This is a genomic window from Brevibacillus sp., assembly GCF_003521185.1.
In the GTDB taxonomy this organism is placed as follows: Bacteria; Bacillota; Bacilli; order Brevibacillales; family Brevibacillaceae; genus Brevibacillus; species Brevibacillus parabrevis.
Genome location: NZ_DOTK01000048.1, coordinates 1 through 18,359 on the forward strand (window position 1 = coordinate 1; position 18,359 = coordinate 18,359).

At 50.1% G+C, this 18,359-nt stretch carries 12 protein-coding genes and 1 pseudogene; 1 reads left to right on the forward strand and 12 read right to left on the reverse strand.

Features of this window, described 5'->3' with window-relative positions; all coding sequences use genetic code 11:
- Positions 1–1,368: 1,368 nt before the first annotated feature.
- From sigJ to DEP07_RS15160, 5 genes are all read right to left on the reverse strand, one after another.
- Entirely contained in the window at positions 1,369–2,232 is an 864-nt protein-coding gene (gene sigJ / locus DEP07_RS15140; RefSeq protein WP_122966505.1) for an RNA polymerase sigma factor SigJ, read from the reverse strand.
- Between the two features lie 44 nt (positions 2,233–2,276).
- Positions 2,277–3,473 (reverse strand): NAD(P)/FAD-dependent oxidoreductase, encoded by a 1,197-nt coding sequence (locus DEP07_RS15145; protein ID WP_274873945.1) that lies wholly within the window; start codon positions 3,471–3,473, stop codon positions 2,277–2,279.
- Positions 3,474–3,717: 244 nt separating this feature from the next.
- The gene (locus DEP07_RS15150; protein WP_281869978.1) at positions 3,718–5,475 is read right to left on the reverse strand and encodes a Rieske (2Fe-2S) protein; all 1,758 of its coding nucleotides are present in this window, start codon (positions 5,473–5,475) and stop codon (positions 3,718–3,720) included.
- A 227-nt stretch (positions 5,476–5,702) separates the two neighbouring features.
- A complete protein-coding gene (locus tag DEP07_RS15155) occupies positions 5,703–6,893 on the reverse strand; it encodes an MFS transporter (RefSeq protein ID WP_425592751.1) in 1,191 nt (396 codons plus the stop codon).
- Between the two features lie 89 nt (positions 6,894–6,982).
- Positions 6,983–8,023 (reverse strand): NAD(P)-dependent alcohol dehydrogenase, encoded by a 1,041-nt coding sequence (locus DEP07_RS15160; protein WP_280648872.1) that lies wholly within the window; start codon positions 8,021–8,023, stop codon positions 6,983–6,985.
- Positions 8,024–8,212: 189 nt separating this feature from the next.
- Between DEP07_RS15160 and DEP07_RS15165 the strand changes: the two genes are divergently transcribed.
- The gene (locus DEP07_RS15165; RefSeq protein WP_122966501.1) at positions 8,213–8,758 is read left to right on the forward strand and encodes a TetR/AcrR family transcriptional regulator; all 546 of its coding nucleotides are present in this window, start codon (positions 8,213–8,215) and stop codon (positions 8,756–8,758) included.
- A 149-nt stretch (positions 8,759–8,907) separates the two neighbouring features.
- On the opposite strand, the pseudogene DEP07_RS15170 reads toward DEP07_RS15165, so the two are convergent.
- The 7 genes and pseudogenes from DEP07_RS15170 to DEP07_RS15200 all read right to left on the reverse strand — a co-directional run.
- Positions 8,908–9,180: pseudogene (locus DEP07_RS15170) on the reverse strand (phosphoenolpyruvate synthase); the annotation flags it as partial.
- Between the two features lie 39 nt (positions 9,181–9,219).
- Positions 9,220–9,720, reverse strand: a complete 501-nt coding sequence (locus tag DEP07_RS15175; protein WP_122966500.1) for a DinB family protein — start codon at positions 9,718–9,720, stop codon at positions 9,220–9,222.
- Positions 9,721–9,823: 103 nt separating this feature from the next.
- A complete protein-coding gene (locus DEP07_RS15180; RefSeq protein WP_122966499.1) occupies positions 9,824–12,079 on the reverse strand; it encodes an ATP-binding cassette domain-containing protein in 2,256 nt (751 codons plus the stop codon).
- A 200-nt stretch (positions 12,080–12,279) separates the two neighbouring features.
- Positions 12,280–13,872 carry an alpha/beta hydrolase gene (locus DEP07_RS15185; RefSeq protein ID WP_173597338.1) on the reverse strand — a complete coding sequence of 531 codons (1,593 nt, stop codon included), beginning with the start codon at positions 13,870–13,872 and terminating at the stop codon, positions 12,280–12,282.
- Positions 13,873–13,919: 47 nt separating this feature from the next.
- Positions 13,920–14,654, reverse strand: a complete 735-nt coding sequence (locus tag DEP07_RS15190) for a thioesterase II family protein (protein WP_281869982.1) — start codon at positions 14,652–14,654, stop codon at positions 13,920–13,922.
- 59 nt (positions 14,655–14,713) lie between these two features.
- Positions 14,714–16,513 carry an ABC transporter ATP-binding protein gene (locus DEP07_RS15195; protein WP_242771378.1) on the reverse strand — a complete coding sequence of 600 codons (1,800 nt, stop codon included), beginning with the start codon at positions 16,511–16,513 and terminating at the stop codon, positions 14,714–14,716.
- 4 nt (positions 16,514–16,517) lie between these two features.
- Complete coding sequence (locus DEP07_RS15200) at positions 16,518–18,305, reverse strand: ABC transporter ATP-binding protein (protein ID WP_287102687.1); 1,788 nt, start codon at positions 18,303–18,305, stop codon at positions 16,518–16,520.
- Positions 18,306–18,359 lie beyond the last annotated feature (54 nt).

An 18,359-nucleotide genomic window follows, 5' to 3' on the forward strand; every position in this document is an offset into this window, starting at 1 on the left:
TTTTAGTCATAGTGATCTTAATTATAATATAATTTAATTTACAATAAATGTAAATATATAATTTTAAAAATATTTCATTATTTTTCGTATGGGTGAATTTTTTGGTGTTGTCTGAGGGACATGTCTTAGAGCGTGGTGGTTTGTGGTTTACGGTTCGTAGATCCAGAGCTTTCACAGATTCGGGGCTACTGAAGCTATTGTGAAAGCTTGCTTGGATTTGTTGTCATGGGATGCATCTGTTGAGCCAGCGGAAAATCGGCAATGCCGGGCATTTACACGTCTATTAGCTATTTGATGTGAGACTTTGACGGATGATGCATTTTGTCGAATGAAAACACTTTGGATCATGCCGGTTATTTGTGGCGGCTGTATGGCAAATGGCTGGTTATGCACGGTTGGCCTGATTTGAGTTTGTTGTTGGTGCTGGTTGGTCATTTTCGGCTGGGATAGGTGGTTCTTCACTACTGTTTTGCTTGATATTATTTTGAGTCCGATAATATATATTATGTAAACTAATAAAAAGAGCAGAAATCGTTGAGACTGTTGTCTGTTGATGTCTGTTGACAAAAACATAGCTACATAATTGACATAAACAGGGCAACATTCTATTCTAGGCCACTTTTTGACAAAAACATAGCAACAATACCTAGTGTAAGACACAAATTTTCACTTGTTTATGTAACTGTTTGACGACACAAACATGCTGCTATAACTGTCCAGTGACACAGTTTTATTAATATTAACGACACGACCTCAATTTACTTGAATATACCTATATGTACTCGAGTAGCATCAATAAAAATGAGAATATTACAATCAAATGGTAAGTTGTTATGCATTCTTTTGTTTTTTCTATTTCAGTTCATAAAATAGCATTTTCATGAACTGAGTTTCACCATATTATAACTTTTGTTTTTTGATCGTGCTTAGCATAATTAAATTTTTGGATGATTCTTTTCATTAATTATGCCTCTTATACGTATTCTTTCCTTTGCTCACCAATTTCCCCTAATGGTTTTGTTACCGATTGAGCAAAACCCCCGCTACGCTCTGGGAATCCCGGATGACAGACAATAGTGTTTGTATAACCTACCCCTCCCTGTAAACATACTATTCGATGCAGACTTGAATAATAATGATATTGTTAGGTAAACAGGTAGACCCAGCACTCTCATGAACAACCATAAAAGAGAGCGAACACCGTAGAAGTGTTCGCCCAAAGAGTCGTTGTGTATATGTGTCCAATTTATAGTAGTATTTCAAACGGCGGCAGGCCTGAACGAGAAAATAAAGTTATAGACTGCCGCTGTATTGTCGATCTAACGTTTCCTGTTTGTTGTATGGTTTATGAAAATTTCATTTCACTACCTAAACCTGGGCAAGCTTATCCGGGTTACGTACAGCATAGATTCGCGTAAGCTTTCCGTGTCGGAGTTGGATGAATACTGCAGCCACGGTTTCGCTCCCCAAACGGATTATGATGCTGGTCTCCCCGTTCAGAGGGACAACCTCGAAACGGAAATCTCCCTGGGAATAGGACCTTAACTTCTGGATTCCGGCGAATAGAACTCGAGCCACAAGCTCGGGTGTTTTCACCGGATGCCTGAACGCTTTTGCTTTCCCGCCTCCGTCGGCGACGAACATGACGTCTTCGGCCAACAGCGACATTAGATGATCAACGTTCCCTTGCTCCAGAGAGATGAGGAATCGGCTAACCCATTCCAATTCGATTACTTCGGCCGCAACCTGCTCATCCTCGGCGATGCCCATTTTGTTTCTTGCCCGGCTTAACAGCTTGCGGCAGTTCGCCTCTTGCTTGCCGAGCAGTTCCGCAATTTCAGGGTAGTCGAAGCCTAGCGCCTCACGTAGGACAAAGACCGTCCGCTCTGTCGGCGTCAGCCGCTCGAGCAGTACAAGCATCGCGTATGACAGCAGATCCCGGCGGATGACTGTCGTCTCGAGCGATTCCGCCTCCTGCGTCCGAACCGGTTCGGGGAGCCATGGACCGATGTACAACTCCCTCTTCTTCCGTGCCGATTTCTGCAGATTGAGGCAACGATTGGTTACCATTTTGCACAAATAAGCCTTAGGCTCATCTAGACGTTCGGGATGTACTTGGCACGCCTTGACAAACACGTCCTGCACCGCATCTTCCGCGTCTGCTGCGGAACCTGTCAATTGGTATGCCAGAGTGAACATAAGCGCTCTATACTGAACGAACAATTCCTCCATCCATCATCTCACTCATTTCGGCTGTTGATTGTGGTATCTATTTGCTAGCGTAGCATGCTGCCTTTGTCCCACGCCAGTTTTCTGATTTTCCACCCCAGTTTTCCCGTTATGAACATATTAAGCCCCCACTTTCTTCCCCATACAAACCCGCGATCTTCTCCTAAGCCGATACAGAAGAAATCGATTATCGAGCTAGGGGATTTGTGAACCGGGGCAGGGCGGCCCTCCAGATCGGCCATTACGATTTTCCCCAGTTTATCTGCCTGCAGCGCACCTTCTCCGGCTCTCATCAGATCCGCCTTGCCATTACTCGGATCAACGATTCTTGCACAGTCTCCGATGCTGTACACGCCTTGCGCTCCTGGGACGCGGTAACATTCATCCACCAGCACTTGACCATCCGAAGTAAGCGGCAATCCCATGCTTTGAAGGGCGGGATTCGGAATCAAACCAATTGTCCAGATACATAGACCAACGGGCAGACGGTCGCCATTGCTGAGCTGCACCGCATCTTCTTCCGCCTTTGTCACTTTACGATTGTAAAGAACTTTTACGCCGCAATTGCTGAGAGCCTGATCCAATTTTATCCCGACTTTTTCGGGCCCTTCCATGAACAATCGTTTTTGTCCACTCAACAAATAAACAGAGATATTTGAGGGGTTCAGCCCTAGTGACGATGCTTCTCTCCGCATCTCAAGCGCCAGCTCGGCAGATGTCTCAACGCCGCTGATGCCCGCGCCCGCAACCGCGATCGACATCAATCTCTTTCGTTCCTCAGGATTCATCTCACTAACTGCCTTCCGCAAGTTAGCATGCCAGCGTTCCCGGATGGCCGCCGCAGCTAGCGGATCGGTCAAGGCGATGCCGCCCCGATCAGGTTCCGGTCTCCGAACGATGCTCCCGACCGCCACGACCAGAATATCATATGGCATGAGAGCATGATTACCATGCGTATCTTCATATTGAATCTGTTTTGCCCCGCTGTCCACAGACGTAACCTTGCCTTGAACGAATTCGACACCTTCTGAGAACGAATAATGTGTCCATGGAACCATAATGTCTTCCTGGCCAACAGCCGGCCGGAACAACAGCATTTTGCGCATATGACCGGATTGCTTGTCGATCAGAACAAACCGAAGACGACGTCCGTTCACCATTCCATGTGTTTCTTCCTTTATCGCTTTAAGCGAATGAAGACCTACATGGCCTCCTCCAATGATTACGCAAGTTAAGTCGTTCATCTTTCCTCAGCTCCTTAACGTTTTGCACATATAACAACGTAAGGCTCTGACTTGTGACATCGAATACGTAAGAATGGGCCGTGCTTGGCCGGAATTGGGGAACAGGAACAATAATGACCGTTGTGGAAGTCAAAAATCCGGCATTAGTCGCTTCGTCATTAATGTAATTGGAAGATAAAAGAGGTATTCAGAAACAAAAAGATGACAAGTAAGTCATCTCTTCAATCAAAGCTTCATGTTAGGATTACGCTTCTTCAAATAGCCGCTCTCCCCGATGCAGCCGTACGGCTATTTGGGCCATATGCGGCTGTTCGCGCGGGGTTGGTGCATGGGCAGCCAAATAGCGGGTTGCTGCCAGAAGCATCGTTTCACCAGCGCGAGTGGCAAAAGCGTCGCTACGCATCGCCCAGCGGTCATATTCGGCTACCGCCGCTTCGTACATTTGAAACGAATGAAATTCGGCGTCTTCGCGTAAAAGCGCATGACCCAAAGTGTTAAGCAAGGCGTCGGGATTGCCGCCAGCGTGCAGGTAGCCGGCTGTCCAGCGCGCCGCTTCTTTCACCTGCTGGCGTTGATCCAAAATTTCCAGCAGCCGCTCTGGACAAGTAGTGTCGACGGCTGGTACGGCCGAGCCATCTGGGCGGCGTGCCGCAGGGATATTCAAAAAACGATCCAAATAAATTCTGATTAGCCCATGGTAGATGGCGCGGATGAGCAATGGATGGCTTGAGCGGCGCAAACGTTCGTGCACGGCGTGGGCATAGGTAAACGTATGCAAAACGGAGAGCCAATCCCCGAAGTCATTCTGGGTATGGAAGCCAACAATCCGCTCCGCCGCGGCCAAAGCAACCAGTTGGGCCAACTGGGCCGGATGTGCGCCGGATTTCAAAAGCTCTGTCACAAGATTCACCGTTTCAAGAGGTTCGTCGCTTAACAACTGCTTCACCATTTTTTGCTCGTCTTCTGCGGAAATATTTGTATAAGGCGCGGCCAGAGGAAGACTATCCAACTGGGCGAACACTTCCTTCAGTGGAGCGACTAGATTCACTGGCGATTGCCATTGATGAAGTTCTTCGCTCCGCGTCGGATTGGCGAGAAGCCGAACCAGTGAGGTCAGTGTCTGCTCGGTATGCTCTTCGCCAATAAGGTCAATCGCTTCAAAGGCTTTATTATGGAAATCGAATGTATGGCCGCCATCCAAATAAAAGTGATCAGTCACCGCGATCAACATCATTTCCGAAAGCTGCTCCAGGGAAGCCCCTTGGCGGATCGCTGTGAGCAACACTCTTTCAGCTCCTTGTGTGTCGCGGACCTCGATACAGTTGCGGTACCATTCCGTCAGCCGCTCGAACGGAACGTCAGACTCCGGCAGCGGCTTGAGCAGATGCCGCGCCGCGGCACCGGAGCTGTTGCGAGCCACATGAAGCAGTCCTTGATAGAGTGCGAGGATCGTCCCTGCCTTATCTAGCTTTGGCAGCACATTGGCCATCGCGGTCAGGATGGTAAGCCCCGAATCCCATCCTCTTCCATAGACGGTACCGAAATGGATGCCGATCTGCATGATTTTCGCTGCTGGAACGCCGGCTTCCACCAATCCGACGACAGCTTTGGCAATCACCAGCCCCAGATTTTGCTCCAGACCTTCTTGCAACCGAAGTATATGTTTCTCAATGCTGTTCGCCTGTTTAGGGTGCGGATTTACCCACACTACTCCATTCTCAATTTTGACTGCATAGGATGGAACATCGTCCGCCCACGGGTCCAATGTTCCGCCGCTACAGACGTCAAAGCGCGCATGATGCCAATGGCAGGTAAGGATCCCGTCGCACAGGCTGCCCATATGCAGGGGAAATCCCAAGTGCGGACAGCGATTGTCTACCGCGTAAACCTGCTGCTCATGATAAAACACGGCGATCCCGCCGTGGATTAACTTGTGGCCCTTTTCTTGGATCGACGCCAGTGTACCTGCGTTGATCCAGGGCTGGCTTTGGGGTTGTTGCATGTTGAGCCCTCCTTAATATTCTGTATTTTCGAATAAATTTATCACTGACCCTTAAATTTGTCAACATTTTAATCTGTAATGTATAGTAAACTCATTGCAAATCCATCTCATGTAAAAAGAAGCAGACGCCTTTAGGCAAGCTGCTTCTTTCGTAGCGAAAGTCAATCTCACGTTGTCCCAAATGGATAGTGTTGGGAGCATATCTCATACGATTTGACTCCTTTTTCTCACCTAAACTGCTGTTTTGCAGGACTGTTCATATGATTTCTCATGAACATAAATACCAGACTCAATAGTAACGATAAAAATCCCACTAATACGACGTATTGGGTACCTAATTCGGAAATAAATAATCCACCTGCCGCTGTACCAATTGTTGTTCCTAAATTCACGGATGATAAAAATAAACCATTAGCGAAGTCAGGTGCTTCTGGAGCTGCAGACATAATCCAATATTGATTTATATTCGCCCCTATTCCAGCCAATATTCCCCAAATCAGCGTAATGAAAGCCATAGGTACGGTAAACTGTCCAAGTAGAAGTAAAACAATGTAAACGGCTCCCAACGCAAAAGGAAACGATACGACAGATTTGATCGCAGCTTGAGAAAGTAACTTCCCTGCTATAATGTTTCCAATGATGTTCGCTCCTCCGAATATGACTAACATGACGCTGATTACATTCCCGGAGGTATTCGTAACGGCTTTCAGATACTCGGCAAGATAGCTGTACACCCCAAATACTGCGGAATTTAGTAAAATGACAGCTACAATGGAAAGCCAGGTAATTGATTTTTTCAATACCGATAATTGAGCGCCGTAAGAAAGTCTTTCTTGAACAGGCATGGAAGGGAAAAATACGAATATCGCGATAAAGACGATAGCGTTTACGATTGCGAAAAAGGACATGGATACTTGAAACGAAACGGCACTGGCCAGAAAACTTGCGATGGGTACACCAAGTACCATGCCTGCAGATACTCCAATAAAAACTTTTGAAACAACTTTTGGCGCTTCTTCCTTGCACACGGAGCTGGCGGCCATTGTAAAAGCTGCTGAAAAATAGATGGGGTGAAAAATAGCGGGAATCACTCGCGCAATGATTGCAATAGCAAAGTTCGTTGTAAATAGAGCGACAATGTTACCCAGCACGAAAATACCAAGGACGAGCAACATGGCCGTCTTGCGATTTACCCCCGAAAATAACAACGGCATAGTTGGACCAGAGATGGATACAGCAAGTGCGAAGAGACTCACCAGCCACCCGGCCTTAGATATACTGATATGAAAGTGATCAGCCATGTAAGGTAATATTCCTATAACTCCCATTTCGGTATTGATGATGCCGAAAGCCCCTATGGCTAAGATGAAAATGAATAAATGATCTCGTTTAGCCAAAAAAACACCGCCTATCTTCATTGCTTGGAAGCTCTTAACAAAAGGTGGGTTAACCTGCAAAGTGGCTAACCCATTTTTCCTAGGGAACATGTATTTCGGATCATGAAAGACTACAAAGTAGATATATCCATTACGAATCGGTAGCGCACATCACTGCGCAAAACACGCTCATAAGCTTCTTCTATTTGTTCAGCGCGAATGATCTCGATTTTTGGTTCAATGCCATGTTCTGCGGCGAAGTCGAGCATCTCTTGTGTCTCGCGAATGCCACCGACAAGCGAACCGGCAATGCTGCGACGGCCCATGATTAAGGAAAACACATGATACTTATCAAGCTCGGCAGGCGCACCAACATTGACAAGGGTTCCATCTACGCGAAGCAACGACAAGTATGCATCGACAGGAAGGTTTGCAGAAACGGTATTTAATATGAGGTCAAAATGACCAGCCAATTCAGCGAACGTGGCGGGATCGTTGGTGGCAAAATACTGGTCTGCACCCAATTCCAGGGCCTCGTCCTTTTTATTCATCGACCGACTCAAAACCGTTACATCTGCACCAAAGGCATGCGCAAATTGAATGGCCAGGTGGCCAAGTCCCCCCATTCCGACAATCGCAACCTTCTTGCCCGGGCCAGCGTTCCAGTACTTCAAGGGAGAATACGTGGTGATACCTGCACATAAAAGCGGCGCCGCCACATCCAAATTCAAAGCAGTAGGAATATGGACAACGAACCCTTCCTTTACAACGATTTTTTGGCTGTATCCTCCGTATGTTGGATTACCATCGTAGTCTAGTTGGTTATACGTGTTGATAACGCCTTTCGTACAATATTGCTCCTCTCCGCTGAGACAATATTCGCATTCTCCGCAAGAGTCAACAAAGCAGCCAACGCCAACGCGATCACCGACAGAAAATTTCGTAACTTTCGATCCGATTGCTGTTACAACTCCGGCGATTTCGTGACCCGGAACCATGGGGAAGATTCCATTCGCCCATTCGCCGTAAGCGCTGTGAATATCAGAGTGACATACGCCGCTAAACTTAATATCGATTAGCACATCATTCGGGCGAAGATGTCTTCTTTCGATAACAATCTTCTCAAACGGTGCTTTTGCACTTGGGACACTTAGAACATGAGTTTTGCACATATATTTTTCGCTCCTCTGCATCTCTGGTCAGTGTTGGATTACATAAACAAAACAAGTTGTTTAATCAACTCATGTCTATTATTATAGGTGTCAGGGAAGCACATTCAATGGTTAAAATCACGGAATTTGTTGATATTCCAACACAGCGATCGAAAATGTTGATTATCTAAGAAAGTTGGTTAAAATACGGTGGCAAAAGTAGATCGGAGAGTTCTTAAAACACAGGAAGCGATGAAAAAGGCAGTCATTGAACTGATGGCTGAAAAAAACTTCGATGAAATTACGATTCAGGATATTGCCGACCGGGCAAACATAAACCGAGGGACCATTTACCTCCACTATCGGGATAAATTTGATTTATTAGACAAACTCATAGAGGCGCACATGAATGAGCTGGGCGATATGGGCGAATGGGCTTGCAAGCTGGATTGGAGCAATGGACTTTTACCTTTCTTCGAGTATTTTGAGAAAAACTATGTGTTTTTTGCGACGATGTTAGCAAGTAAAGGGGCGCCCTCTTTCCGCATACGGCTTTTTGATTTGATTATCGAAGGATTTAAAGGTGAGATTGACACAGAAAGCAGGAGAAATCCGGATTTTAGTGAAGATGTTGTCTTGCAATACGCCGGGAACGCTTATGTAGGTGTAATAGAATGGTGGATAAAAAATGGAATGCCTTACCCTCCCAAAGCCATGGCTAAAAAAGTGGGAGCACTGTTAGAGAGAACGCTATAATTGTGAACGCCCTAACGTGCTCCTGCATTCAACGCATCGGAAAATAAAAAGGTACTCAGAGGCGTACTTATGCGCACCTGAATACCTTTTTTTAAGTCAACTACACTATTTCAATATACCCTTCCGTCCCATTCACGCGAATGCGGCGTGCTGATGATCCGGTAATCAAGCTTGTTTGTGCGTACGGCTTCGTGCAGTTCTGTAAACGTAAGGTAGTACATATCTTCTGTTTCACGAATCACGCCAGCTTGTACGAGCTGTTCGGCTTCTTTCAGCAAAGCCTGTTTATACACAAAATAGCGCCTGACTATGCCGTATTTTGGATATTCCCGATAGCCGATAAACTGGCGAAGCAGGTCGATCATGCGTTTTGTTTCGCCCGCTTTTTGTTCACCATCCGGCAATTGCTTCAATCGCTCCAGTGATTGTCCAGGCTCAGCTCTCACTTACAGTTGGTTGGTTCAAGCTCCGTTTTGCTCATCAGCCGAAGGGCCGTAAAAACCAGGCACCGGAACGTCGAGCAGTCGCAAGTAAACCCCGAGCTGGGCACGATGATGGACCATATGACTCAAGCCGAAAGTGCGAAGCGCGATCGCCCGCGGTTGACAGAAGATGATATGATCGCCGTGGCTCAACGTCCACTCTTCGCTGAGCCATTTCTCGTCGCATTCGTCCAGCAGCTTTTCCAGCTTGCCGATGTTCCCGTCGAACTCCTCCAGAAATTCCTCTCGTCGTTGCAAAGCCTCCCGCTGCAGCGGTACCGTCGCAAGGTCAAACTGCGGGTATTGCAAAATCGCGAGTTGCCAGTTCAGCAAGTTGACCAGGTGTGTAGCAAGTCCGCCCAAAGTCATCGATTTCTCGTGCGGCTTCCAGTCCAGATGTTCCTCGGGCAAGCGCTCCAAAATACGGCGCGTAGCAGTCAGCTCGCGCATAGCGTCGCCAAAGATCAGTTGTTTTGTCATATATTCATCTCCTCCCTGTTTGGCAAGCATACTACAAAGTTGGACAAGTGGGAATCATTTAGGAACAGGGCTTGCTTCTCCCTGCTCCTTTTTGTTTTACACACTACCTCAAATATTTACCTGTGATCGACTGCTCCGCTTCGACGATTTGCTCCGGTGTGCCCTCAAACACGACCTGACCGCCCTTGCTGCCGCCGTCCGGCCCCATATCGATAATCCAGTCCGCCTGGCTGATCACGTCGAGGTTATGTTCAATGACAATCACCGTATTTCCGGTGTCCACGAGCCGATTCATGATCGCAAGAAGATGGCCGATGTCCGACATATGCAAACCTGTCGTCGGCTCGTCCATGACGTAAATGCTCCCCTTCTTGTGCAGCTCGCTTGCCAGCTTGATGCGCTGGCATTCCCCGCCTGATAGCGTGCTGAGCGGCTGTCCCAGTGTGATGTAGTTCAAACCTACATCGCTCATCGCCTGCAGCTTGCGCACGACTTCTTTTAGCTCGAAAAACTCCAGCGCCTGCTCTACCGTCATCTCCAGCACTTCTGCGATGGACTTGCCGTTCAGCTTGTAGGCGAGCACTTCTTCCTTGAACCGTTTCCCGCCGCACACTTCGCATGGCAGCTTCACACTGTCGAGGAAGGCGAGGTCGGTGTACACAACGCCCAGCCCTTGGCAGTTCTCGCAAGCTCCTTTGGAGTTGAAGCTGAACAAGCTTTGATTGACTTTGTTCGCGGAAGCAAACGCCTTGCGCACATCGTCCATAATCCCTGTGTAGGTCGCAGGATTCGAGCGCGTGGATACGCCTATCGCCGATTGGTCGATGACGATGGCATCTGGGTGCTGGCTGAGGAAAATTTCGTTAATCAAGGTGCTTTTGCCTGATCCGGCCACGCCTGTCACGACGGTCAGCACTCCGGTCGGAATATCGACACTCACATTTTGCAAATTATGCAGCGTAGCGTCCTTGATGGACAGTTTGCCAGACGGCTGTCTGCAATCGCTTTTCAACTGGAGGGGGCGTTTCATATGGGTGCCTGTCAGTGTACCGGAGGCAAGCAGTCCCTGATAGCTTCCTTCATATATAATCGTACCGCCGCGGCTTCCGGCGTGAGGCCCGACGTCGACGATATGATCCGCCACCTTGATCACATCGGGATCGTGCTCGACGACAATGACGGTGTTGCCCTTGTCGCGCAGCTTTTGCAGCAATCCGTTCAGGCGGTGTACATCCCGCGGGTGCAAGCCGACGCTCGGCTCGTCGAAAATGTACGTGACATCCACCAGACTGCCGCTCAGATGCTTCACCATTTTAACCCGTTGCGACTCGCCGCCGGACAACGTGTCCGTCTCGCGGTCCAGCGTCAAATAGTCCAGTCCGATATCCACCAGATGCTGCAACCGCTCCGTCAGCGACTTGACGAGCGGCGCAACGGCGGGATCGTCGATTTCGCGAATGGCGAGGATGAGCTGTCCAACTTCCATAGCGGACATTTCCGCGATATTGCGTCCGTTGATCCGGCAATTGAGCGTGGCTTGGCTGAGTCTCGCGCCTTTGCAACTCGGGCATGGACCTTCGGAGATGTACGGTGCCACCGCTTTTTGCGTGCGTTCGGACTTCGTCTTCACGTCCTGCTTGATGTACTTGTTGGTGAACTTCTCGATGACGCCTTCGACCGTAATGTTCGTCAGCTTCCCGGCGAAGTCCATCTTCACTTTCCTCGCTTTGCCGTACAGCAGCAGCTCCAGTTCTTCTTCCGTGTAATCGCAGAGCTTTTTGTCCGGATCAAACGAGCCTGACTGCAAGACCAACGTCCAATCCCAGCTGTCCACTTTATAGTCCGGCAGCATGATAGCCCCTTCGTTCAATGACTTGGACATGTCGATGGCCTTGCTCATGTCTACGCCCAATTTGCGGCCGATCCCGTTGCACTCCGGACACATGCCTTGCGGGTCGTTAAACGAAAACAGGTGCGCTTGTCCCACGTACGGCTGCCCCGCTCGCGAGAAAAGCAGACGGAGAATCGGCGAAATATCGGTAATCGTGCCCATCGTGGAATGGGAACCCCCGCCCAGCCGCTTCTGGTCGACAATCACGGCCATGCTCAAGTTCTCGATCGCGTCCGCATCTGGTTGGGGATAGCGCGGCAAGAAATTGCGCACGAACATGCTGAAGTTCTCATTCAGCAGTCGTGTCGATTCTGCGGCGATCGTATCGAAGACGATGGATGACTTGCCGGAGCCGGATACTCCGGTGAAGATTGTAATTTTCCGCTTGGGAATGCGCAAGGATACGTTTTTCAGATTGTTTTCTCGCGCACCCGAGATGACGATATACTCCTGATTTGCTTCGCTCATGCGCAACACCCTCCCGATCGTTTCCTTTTTGCTCATCTTCTCATTGTACCATTTCTTGGGTGTGTATAGTCGAGCAAGACGCGTTTGTCTTGTTGTTTTTCTCGCCGGGAAGATCGGTCATGTGCCTGGCTCGGACAAAGCTGCTTTTCCTGTGCACAGAAAAAACGACCCTGGAAAAAGGGTCGTCCATGTTTTGCCGCTTACTTTTCCAACTCGCCATCGTCATCCGTTACCGCAAAATTGTAGTTGATCGAGCGGGTAAATGGCTCGCCGTCTTCATTGATGCCCGTTACGTCAAAAGACAGATTGTACACGCCCGGCTTCGTTGGGACGGTAAAATTGCCTGTCAGCTCATCGCCTTTGATCGCGAACTTCACCTGATCGAGCACGCTGGCCTTTTCGCCGTTGAGCGAACGCGTCACATTTGCTTTTTGCAGCAAGGAAGGATCAATTTCGCTATCCCCCAGCTCCACGGAAATTTTCGCTTTGTCGCCCTGCTCGAATACTTTTTTGCTCGCTTTTACCTTCGCCTGCTCGCCGCCTTCAATCGAAGCGACCATGAAGAAGGCATCGTCCTCTCCTTCGACCTCAAGTGTCCACTCGCCCGCTTCAGGCTCAGCGATTTCAATGAAATGATGAACAGCTTCGGCGAAAATGAGAGGCTCGTCCTCCGATTCGCTCTGATCGCGCAAGTCCGCTTCGTACTCTTCGCCGGACGGGCTGATCAATGTCACCTTTGTCGCTTGCGAAGAAGTGATGGTGTCGAGATTCAGCTTTTCAATCCCGCTCTCCAGGAAAAACGTTTCTGTAGCGGTGTCCTCTACTTCGCCCCCGCGCAAAATGAAGGAGCTTTCTTCTTCTGCGGAAGCTTTTGCTTTCGTTTTGCTGACTTTGTTCGGCTGTTCCCGCAGCGTTGCCGATGCTTTTTTCAATTTGGGCTCGACCAGATTCCATGTTTGCGAAGCCTTCGCGATTTGACCGTGGGAAATGTCCTTCGTAAAGCTTTTGATCCCGTAAGGCAAACCGAGAGCAGAGTCTACAGAAACGGCGCCGTCGTCTTCACCAGGCAGAACGGCATGGGCAAACCACGTAGCGCTAAACCAGCCGTCGTCGCCTGTTCCGGCAGCCATATAAGTGGTCGTGGAGCGATTTTCGCTGCGGTTGTCGGTTTGGGAGCGGAAATTCGCCATGTATGACGTTTGCAAGGAGTACACGGCGTCGTCTTTTTTGCCGAGAATATCGGCGAGCCACCCTGCCCAGTTGCTGTAGGCCAGGTCTGCCAATTCTGAACCTTTGTTCGGCGTAGACAGCTGATGGACCACGTTTACATACGGATGTGCCCCGTAGTGGACGAGCGCGGTCTGCGTATCGATGCCGCCTTTGGAATGCGCAATGATGTTGATTTTCGAGACGCCGTAATGATCCGCCACCTTTTTGATCACTTCGGCGAGCTTGGCCCCGTTTGTCCACATGTTTCCGCCAGTGCCGTCTGCGTCTTTCAATTGGACAAAAGCGGTACGATACCCGGCGTTATACGCGGCATCGTAAAACCCGTCTGTCGTGTACCAGGTGTTGTAAGTCGAGTGCAAGCCTTGCACAAAAAGAATCACGGGTTTGTTATTGGACGCGTTGGGAGGGACAGCACCCGTGTACCAGTCGCCAAAATGGCCGTTCGGATTGTCGTCATGCAGCACAGGAGCCGGAGCTGCTGCGCTTGCGACAGTTGGGCAGACCAGTGCCGTCGTTAACGTAGCGGCTGCCAGCATTCGGGACAAAGCTTTGCGGTTCTTCATCATAACACCAACCTTAACATAGGATTTATTTGTGCCATTCCCCTTTGCTAGAAAGAGGAATGGATTGCCACCGTTTTTTCTTCCTTCAGGACATTTTGAATGATTTCGAGAATCGGACTCGTTTGGTGGTGAATGAAAAAATGGCCACCAGACACCGGGAAAAACTGGCACGCTCCCTGGCAGTAGTCGCGCCACGCCCAAATATCTTCGAGTGCAATCGTATCCTCCGTACCGTACAGCACGGTCATGTTGACAGGCACCTGGCGAGGAAGATCGGGATTCATTTCGTATGTCTGCACCGCTTGAAAATCGGCACGCAGGATCGGTAAAAACAGCTCCAGCAGCTCTTGATTTTCCAAGACGTCGTCAGGAGTGCCGCCGAGCTTGCGCAGCGCTTCGACAAACTCGTCATGCGGCAGGTTGTACGTCTTGGCAAGTTTGCCATACGCATGCGGTGCGCGAGAGGCGGACAGAAACAAGTGCTGTGGCAACGGTGCGCCCTTTTGCATCAGCTTGCGGGTCAGTTCAAATGCGACCAGTCCGCCCATGCTGTGGCCAAAAAAGGCAAACGGCGTCTCAGTCAGTGCGGGCGTGATCCGGTCGCATACATCCTCCAGCAGCTCATAAAAGCTGGTTGGCAGGAACACGTCCCGGTTCGGCTGGGGAATGTGTGGGCGCACCTCGAATGCGTCGATTTCCAAAAAGGTCGGCGGAAGTCTCGACTTCCAGCTGTAGTAGATGCCGGGAAGTCCGCCTGCGTACGGAAAGCAAAATAGCTTCATTTCTTTCCTCCCATCTTTGCTGATTGATCGATTGATAGTTTGGCAGATGGAAAACAGGGTCAGATGAGACTTGCGCTGCTTTCCGGCGCCGACAAGGCGGGAGCAGGTCTGTCCTTTCTTTGCTGTACTTCATACATGCTGGCATACAAGCCGTTTTGCGCCAGCAATTCCGCATGCCTTCCCTGTTCCATCACTTTTCCTTCGTGCAGCACGTAAATCATGTCCGCATGCTCGATGGTCGACAGGCGATGAGCGATGACCAGGACGGTTTTTTCCTGCATGAGAGCCGCCAACGCTCGCTGCACCCAGAACTCCGATTCCGTATCCAAAGCAGAGGTTGCTTCATCCAGTAAAAGAATCGGCGCATTTTTCAGGATCGCTCTGGCAATCGCGATGCGTTGGCGCTGTCCTCCCGATAGCTTGGCCCCTCGCTCGCCTGTGCGGGTCTGATAGCCGTCCGGCAGTTCCATGATGAAATCGTGAGCGTAGGCGGCTTTGCTCGCTCTTATCACCTCTTCTTCCGTGGCGTCGAGGCAACCGTAGCGAATGTTTTCTTCGATGGTTCCCTCGAACAAAAAGGCGTCCTGCGGCACGTAGGAAATCAGGCTCCGCATCTCCGCGATCGAATATTGGCCGATCGGTTTGCCCAGCAAGGAAAGCGAGCCGGCTGAAGGCGGGTAATAGCCTAACAACAGCTTCATCACCGTGCTTTTTCCGCCTCCGCTCGTCCCTACCAGCGCAGCCATTTGACCTCGCCCGACTTGCAGCGACACACCTTGGAGCACCTTTGTATCGGCGGTGTAGCCAAAGTCGACCTGCTCCACTGTCAGCATGCTGTCGTATATCCGGGTTGCGGTAGGGGCGGAAGCTGGTTCGTACCGCTTCGGTTCGAGCGGTTCCTGGAGAAAGCCGACAATCCGCGAAGCGCCTGCCAGCGAGCCTTGCAATGTCGTGATGACCTGCCCAAGCTGCAAAAAAGCCAGTGTCACCAGCATTTGCTGCTGAACCATCGCGACCAGCACACCGAGTCCGATCATTTGTTTGGCGACCATCATGATGCCAAACACAAGCATTCCCCCGAAGCTGACAAACTGGATGAAAAAGTTGGTTCCTTCCAACAGCGCGTGTTTATGTCCTTGCTTGATCGCGGACAAGGTCACTTGTTCATTGGCTTCCGTGTAGCGTGCCGTCACAACCTTCTGTAAATGAAACATCTTGATGACGGGCAAGCCTGCCAAAAAATCGCTCAGCCGTTCTGTGCCCGTTCCAAGCTGCTGCTGCATTTGGTCGCCAATGCGCCGCACCGACTTGGCAAACTGCGCATTCACGTAAAGGGTCAGCGTGCTCACGAGCAAAAGGACCGTGGCAATTTTCCCATCCAAAGCAAACATCCCGACGATCGAGCCAACCAGCGACAACATAATGATGCACAGCGTTTTCAACTGTTCGGCATACGCCCGCTCCATCAGCTGGACGTCGTTGCCCAGCCGCGACATCGTATCGCCCGAATGATGCTGCTCGTAGTAGGCGAAAGGCAAGCGGCTCAATCGCTGAAAGACAAGCAGCCGAATGTTGGCAACCACCTCGCGGACGCAGCGCCGATATATGTAGCTGAAAAAAGGCGACAGCAGACTGAACAAAAGAAACATCGCAGCCATGGTCACGATCGCTCTGGTGAGCAGTGCCGGGTCTTTCGAGCTCGCAAAGTCTGTCAAATCTTTAAACACAAATGGCAAAGCGACCAAAACAGCGGCTTGACCGATTCCATCACCGAGTAGCCCCAAAAAATACGCGCGCTTTTTCGCTTTCATCAGCGACAGCAGTTGCAGCAGCTCCTGCGTTAACTTCTGGATGAACACAACACTATACCCCCTCTGCTGCCAGCGCTCTTTGTTCATCTGTAGCAAACTGTTTTTGATACAAGCGGGTGTACACGCCGCCTTGGGCAAGCAATTCGTAGTGCGTGCCTCTTTCGACGATTTGCCCTTGCTCCAGGACAAGCACTTCATCCGCATCTTTGATCGTGGAGAGACGATGGGCAATGACCAGTACCGTCCGATTGCGCATTACATTTTCCAGCGCCTCCTGAACGAGTGCCTCAGACTCCGTATCGAGGGCTGACGTCGGTTCATCCAGCAGCAAAATCGGTGCATCCTTCAAAAGCGCGCGGGCAATGGCAATGCGCTGTTTTTGTCCGCCGGATAGACGGGAGCCTCGTTCCCCGACTTTTGTTTCATAGCCCTGGGGCAGCTCCAGGATGAAATCATGCGCATTGGCCGCTTTCGCCGCTGCGATAATCTCGTCTCGCGTCGCATGCACCCGGCCGTACGAGATATTTTCCGCAATCGATACCGGGAAGAGCGTCGTATCCTGCGAAACCAGCGACAAATAATGGCGCATCTCCGCGGTATTCCAGTCGTTCAGGGAGTGTCCGAACACTTTCATGCACCCGTTGCCTGGCTCGATGCGGTAAAACCCGCACAGCAATTTCAGGATGGTGCTCTTTCCGCTGCCGCTCGCTCCGACCAAGGCAACGGTTTTGTTTGGCGGCAACACAAAGCTTACATTTTCGAGTATCTTCGTCTTTTCGTAGGCAAACGAGACGTTCTCAAACTCGACCGGAACGGCTGCTGGATCAATTGGAATAGCTGTCCGGCCATTTTCCTCCACAGGCTGCAAAAAAATGTCTTGCAGGCGCTTGGCTGCCCCGGAAGTCTCCTGGACTTGGGCAAACAGCACAGGGGCGAGTGACAGCGGCTCGATAATAAAGTGGAGCAAATAGCTGAAAATGACCAGGCTGCCCAAGCTCAGCTCCCCGGTCTGAATCAAGTAGCCACCGTAGGCGACAAAAAACAGGATCGGCGCAGAAAACAGCAAAATTCCGGGAGCGGTCATCCAGGCGCGCTTTTTCTCAGCCAGTATGCCGTTTTTCAGCACCTGCTTCATGCCCGCTGCGTATTTGCGGTACATCACGTCTTCCAGTTGAAAAGCTTTCACCATGTGAATCCCGGACAAAGTGTCCTGGGCAACGGTATTGGCTTGCCCCAAATGCTCCTGCATGCGCTCGGCATACGTTTGCAAAGGTCTGCTCATTCTCCCTGTAATCACGATAGCAATGGGCAGAATCGCGACGCTGAAAATGATCAGCTTCCAATTGATCGACAGCAGCAAGGTCAGTGCCCCGGCAAACACAACCGGCAAATAGAACAGTTGGAAAAAGTGCTGCTGCAAAAAGCTTTGCAAGATTTGCGCATCGCTCGTCAAGCGAGAAACGAGATCGCCCGAATGATATTGATCCATCGTGGACATCGGGACTTTTTCGAGATGCGCCGCCATTTTGTTTTTCAAATCCCGCATGGCTCTGGCGCTAAACCGCGCGGCCGAGTATGTAATAAAATACTTCGCGAGAAAACCGACGATGGTGAGACAAAAAATGATCAGGGCGATTTGGACCAGCTTGTCAAAGTCGTTTGTATGTTCGACCATGCGCTGAATCAGGACCCCCATCAAAATGTCTGCCACCGCGACGAGCAGCGAAGCAAAGATGCAGATGACTACCCAAGTTCGGTACGGCTTGACAAACGACAATACCCAGCCGAATACGGCGTTTTTCCTTTTCCTTGTCTGTGGATCTTGCTTGGTAACAATCATGTGCGGCTCCTCTCCAAGGATGTTAGGGATGGACTCCCCTCGGAACAGCTTTCT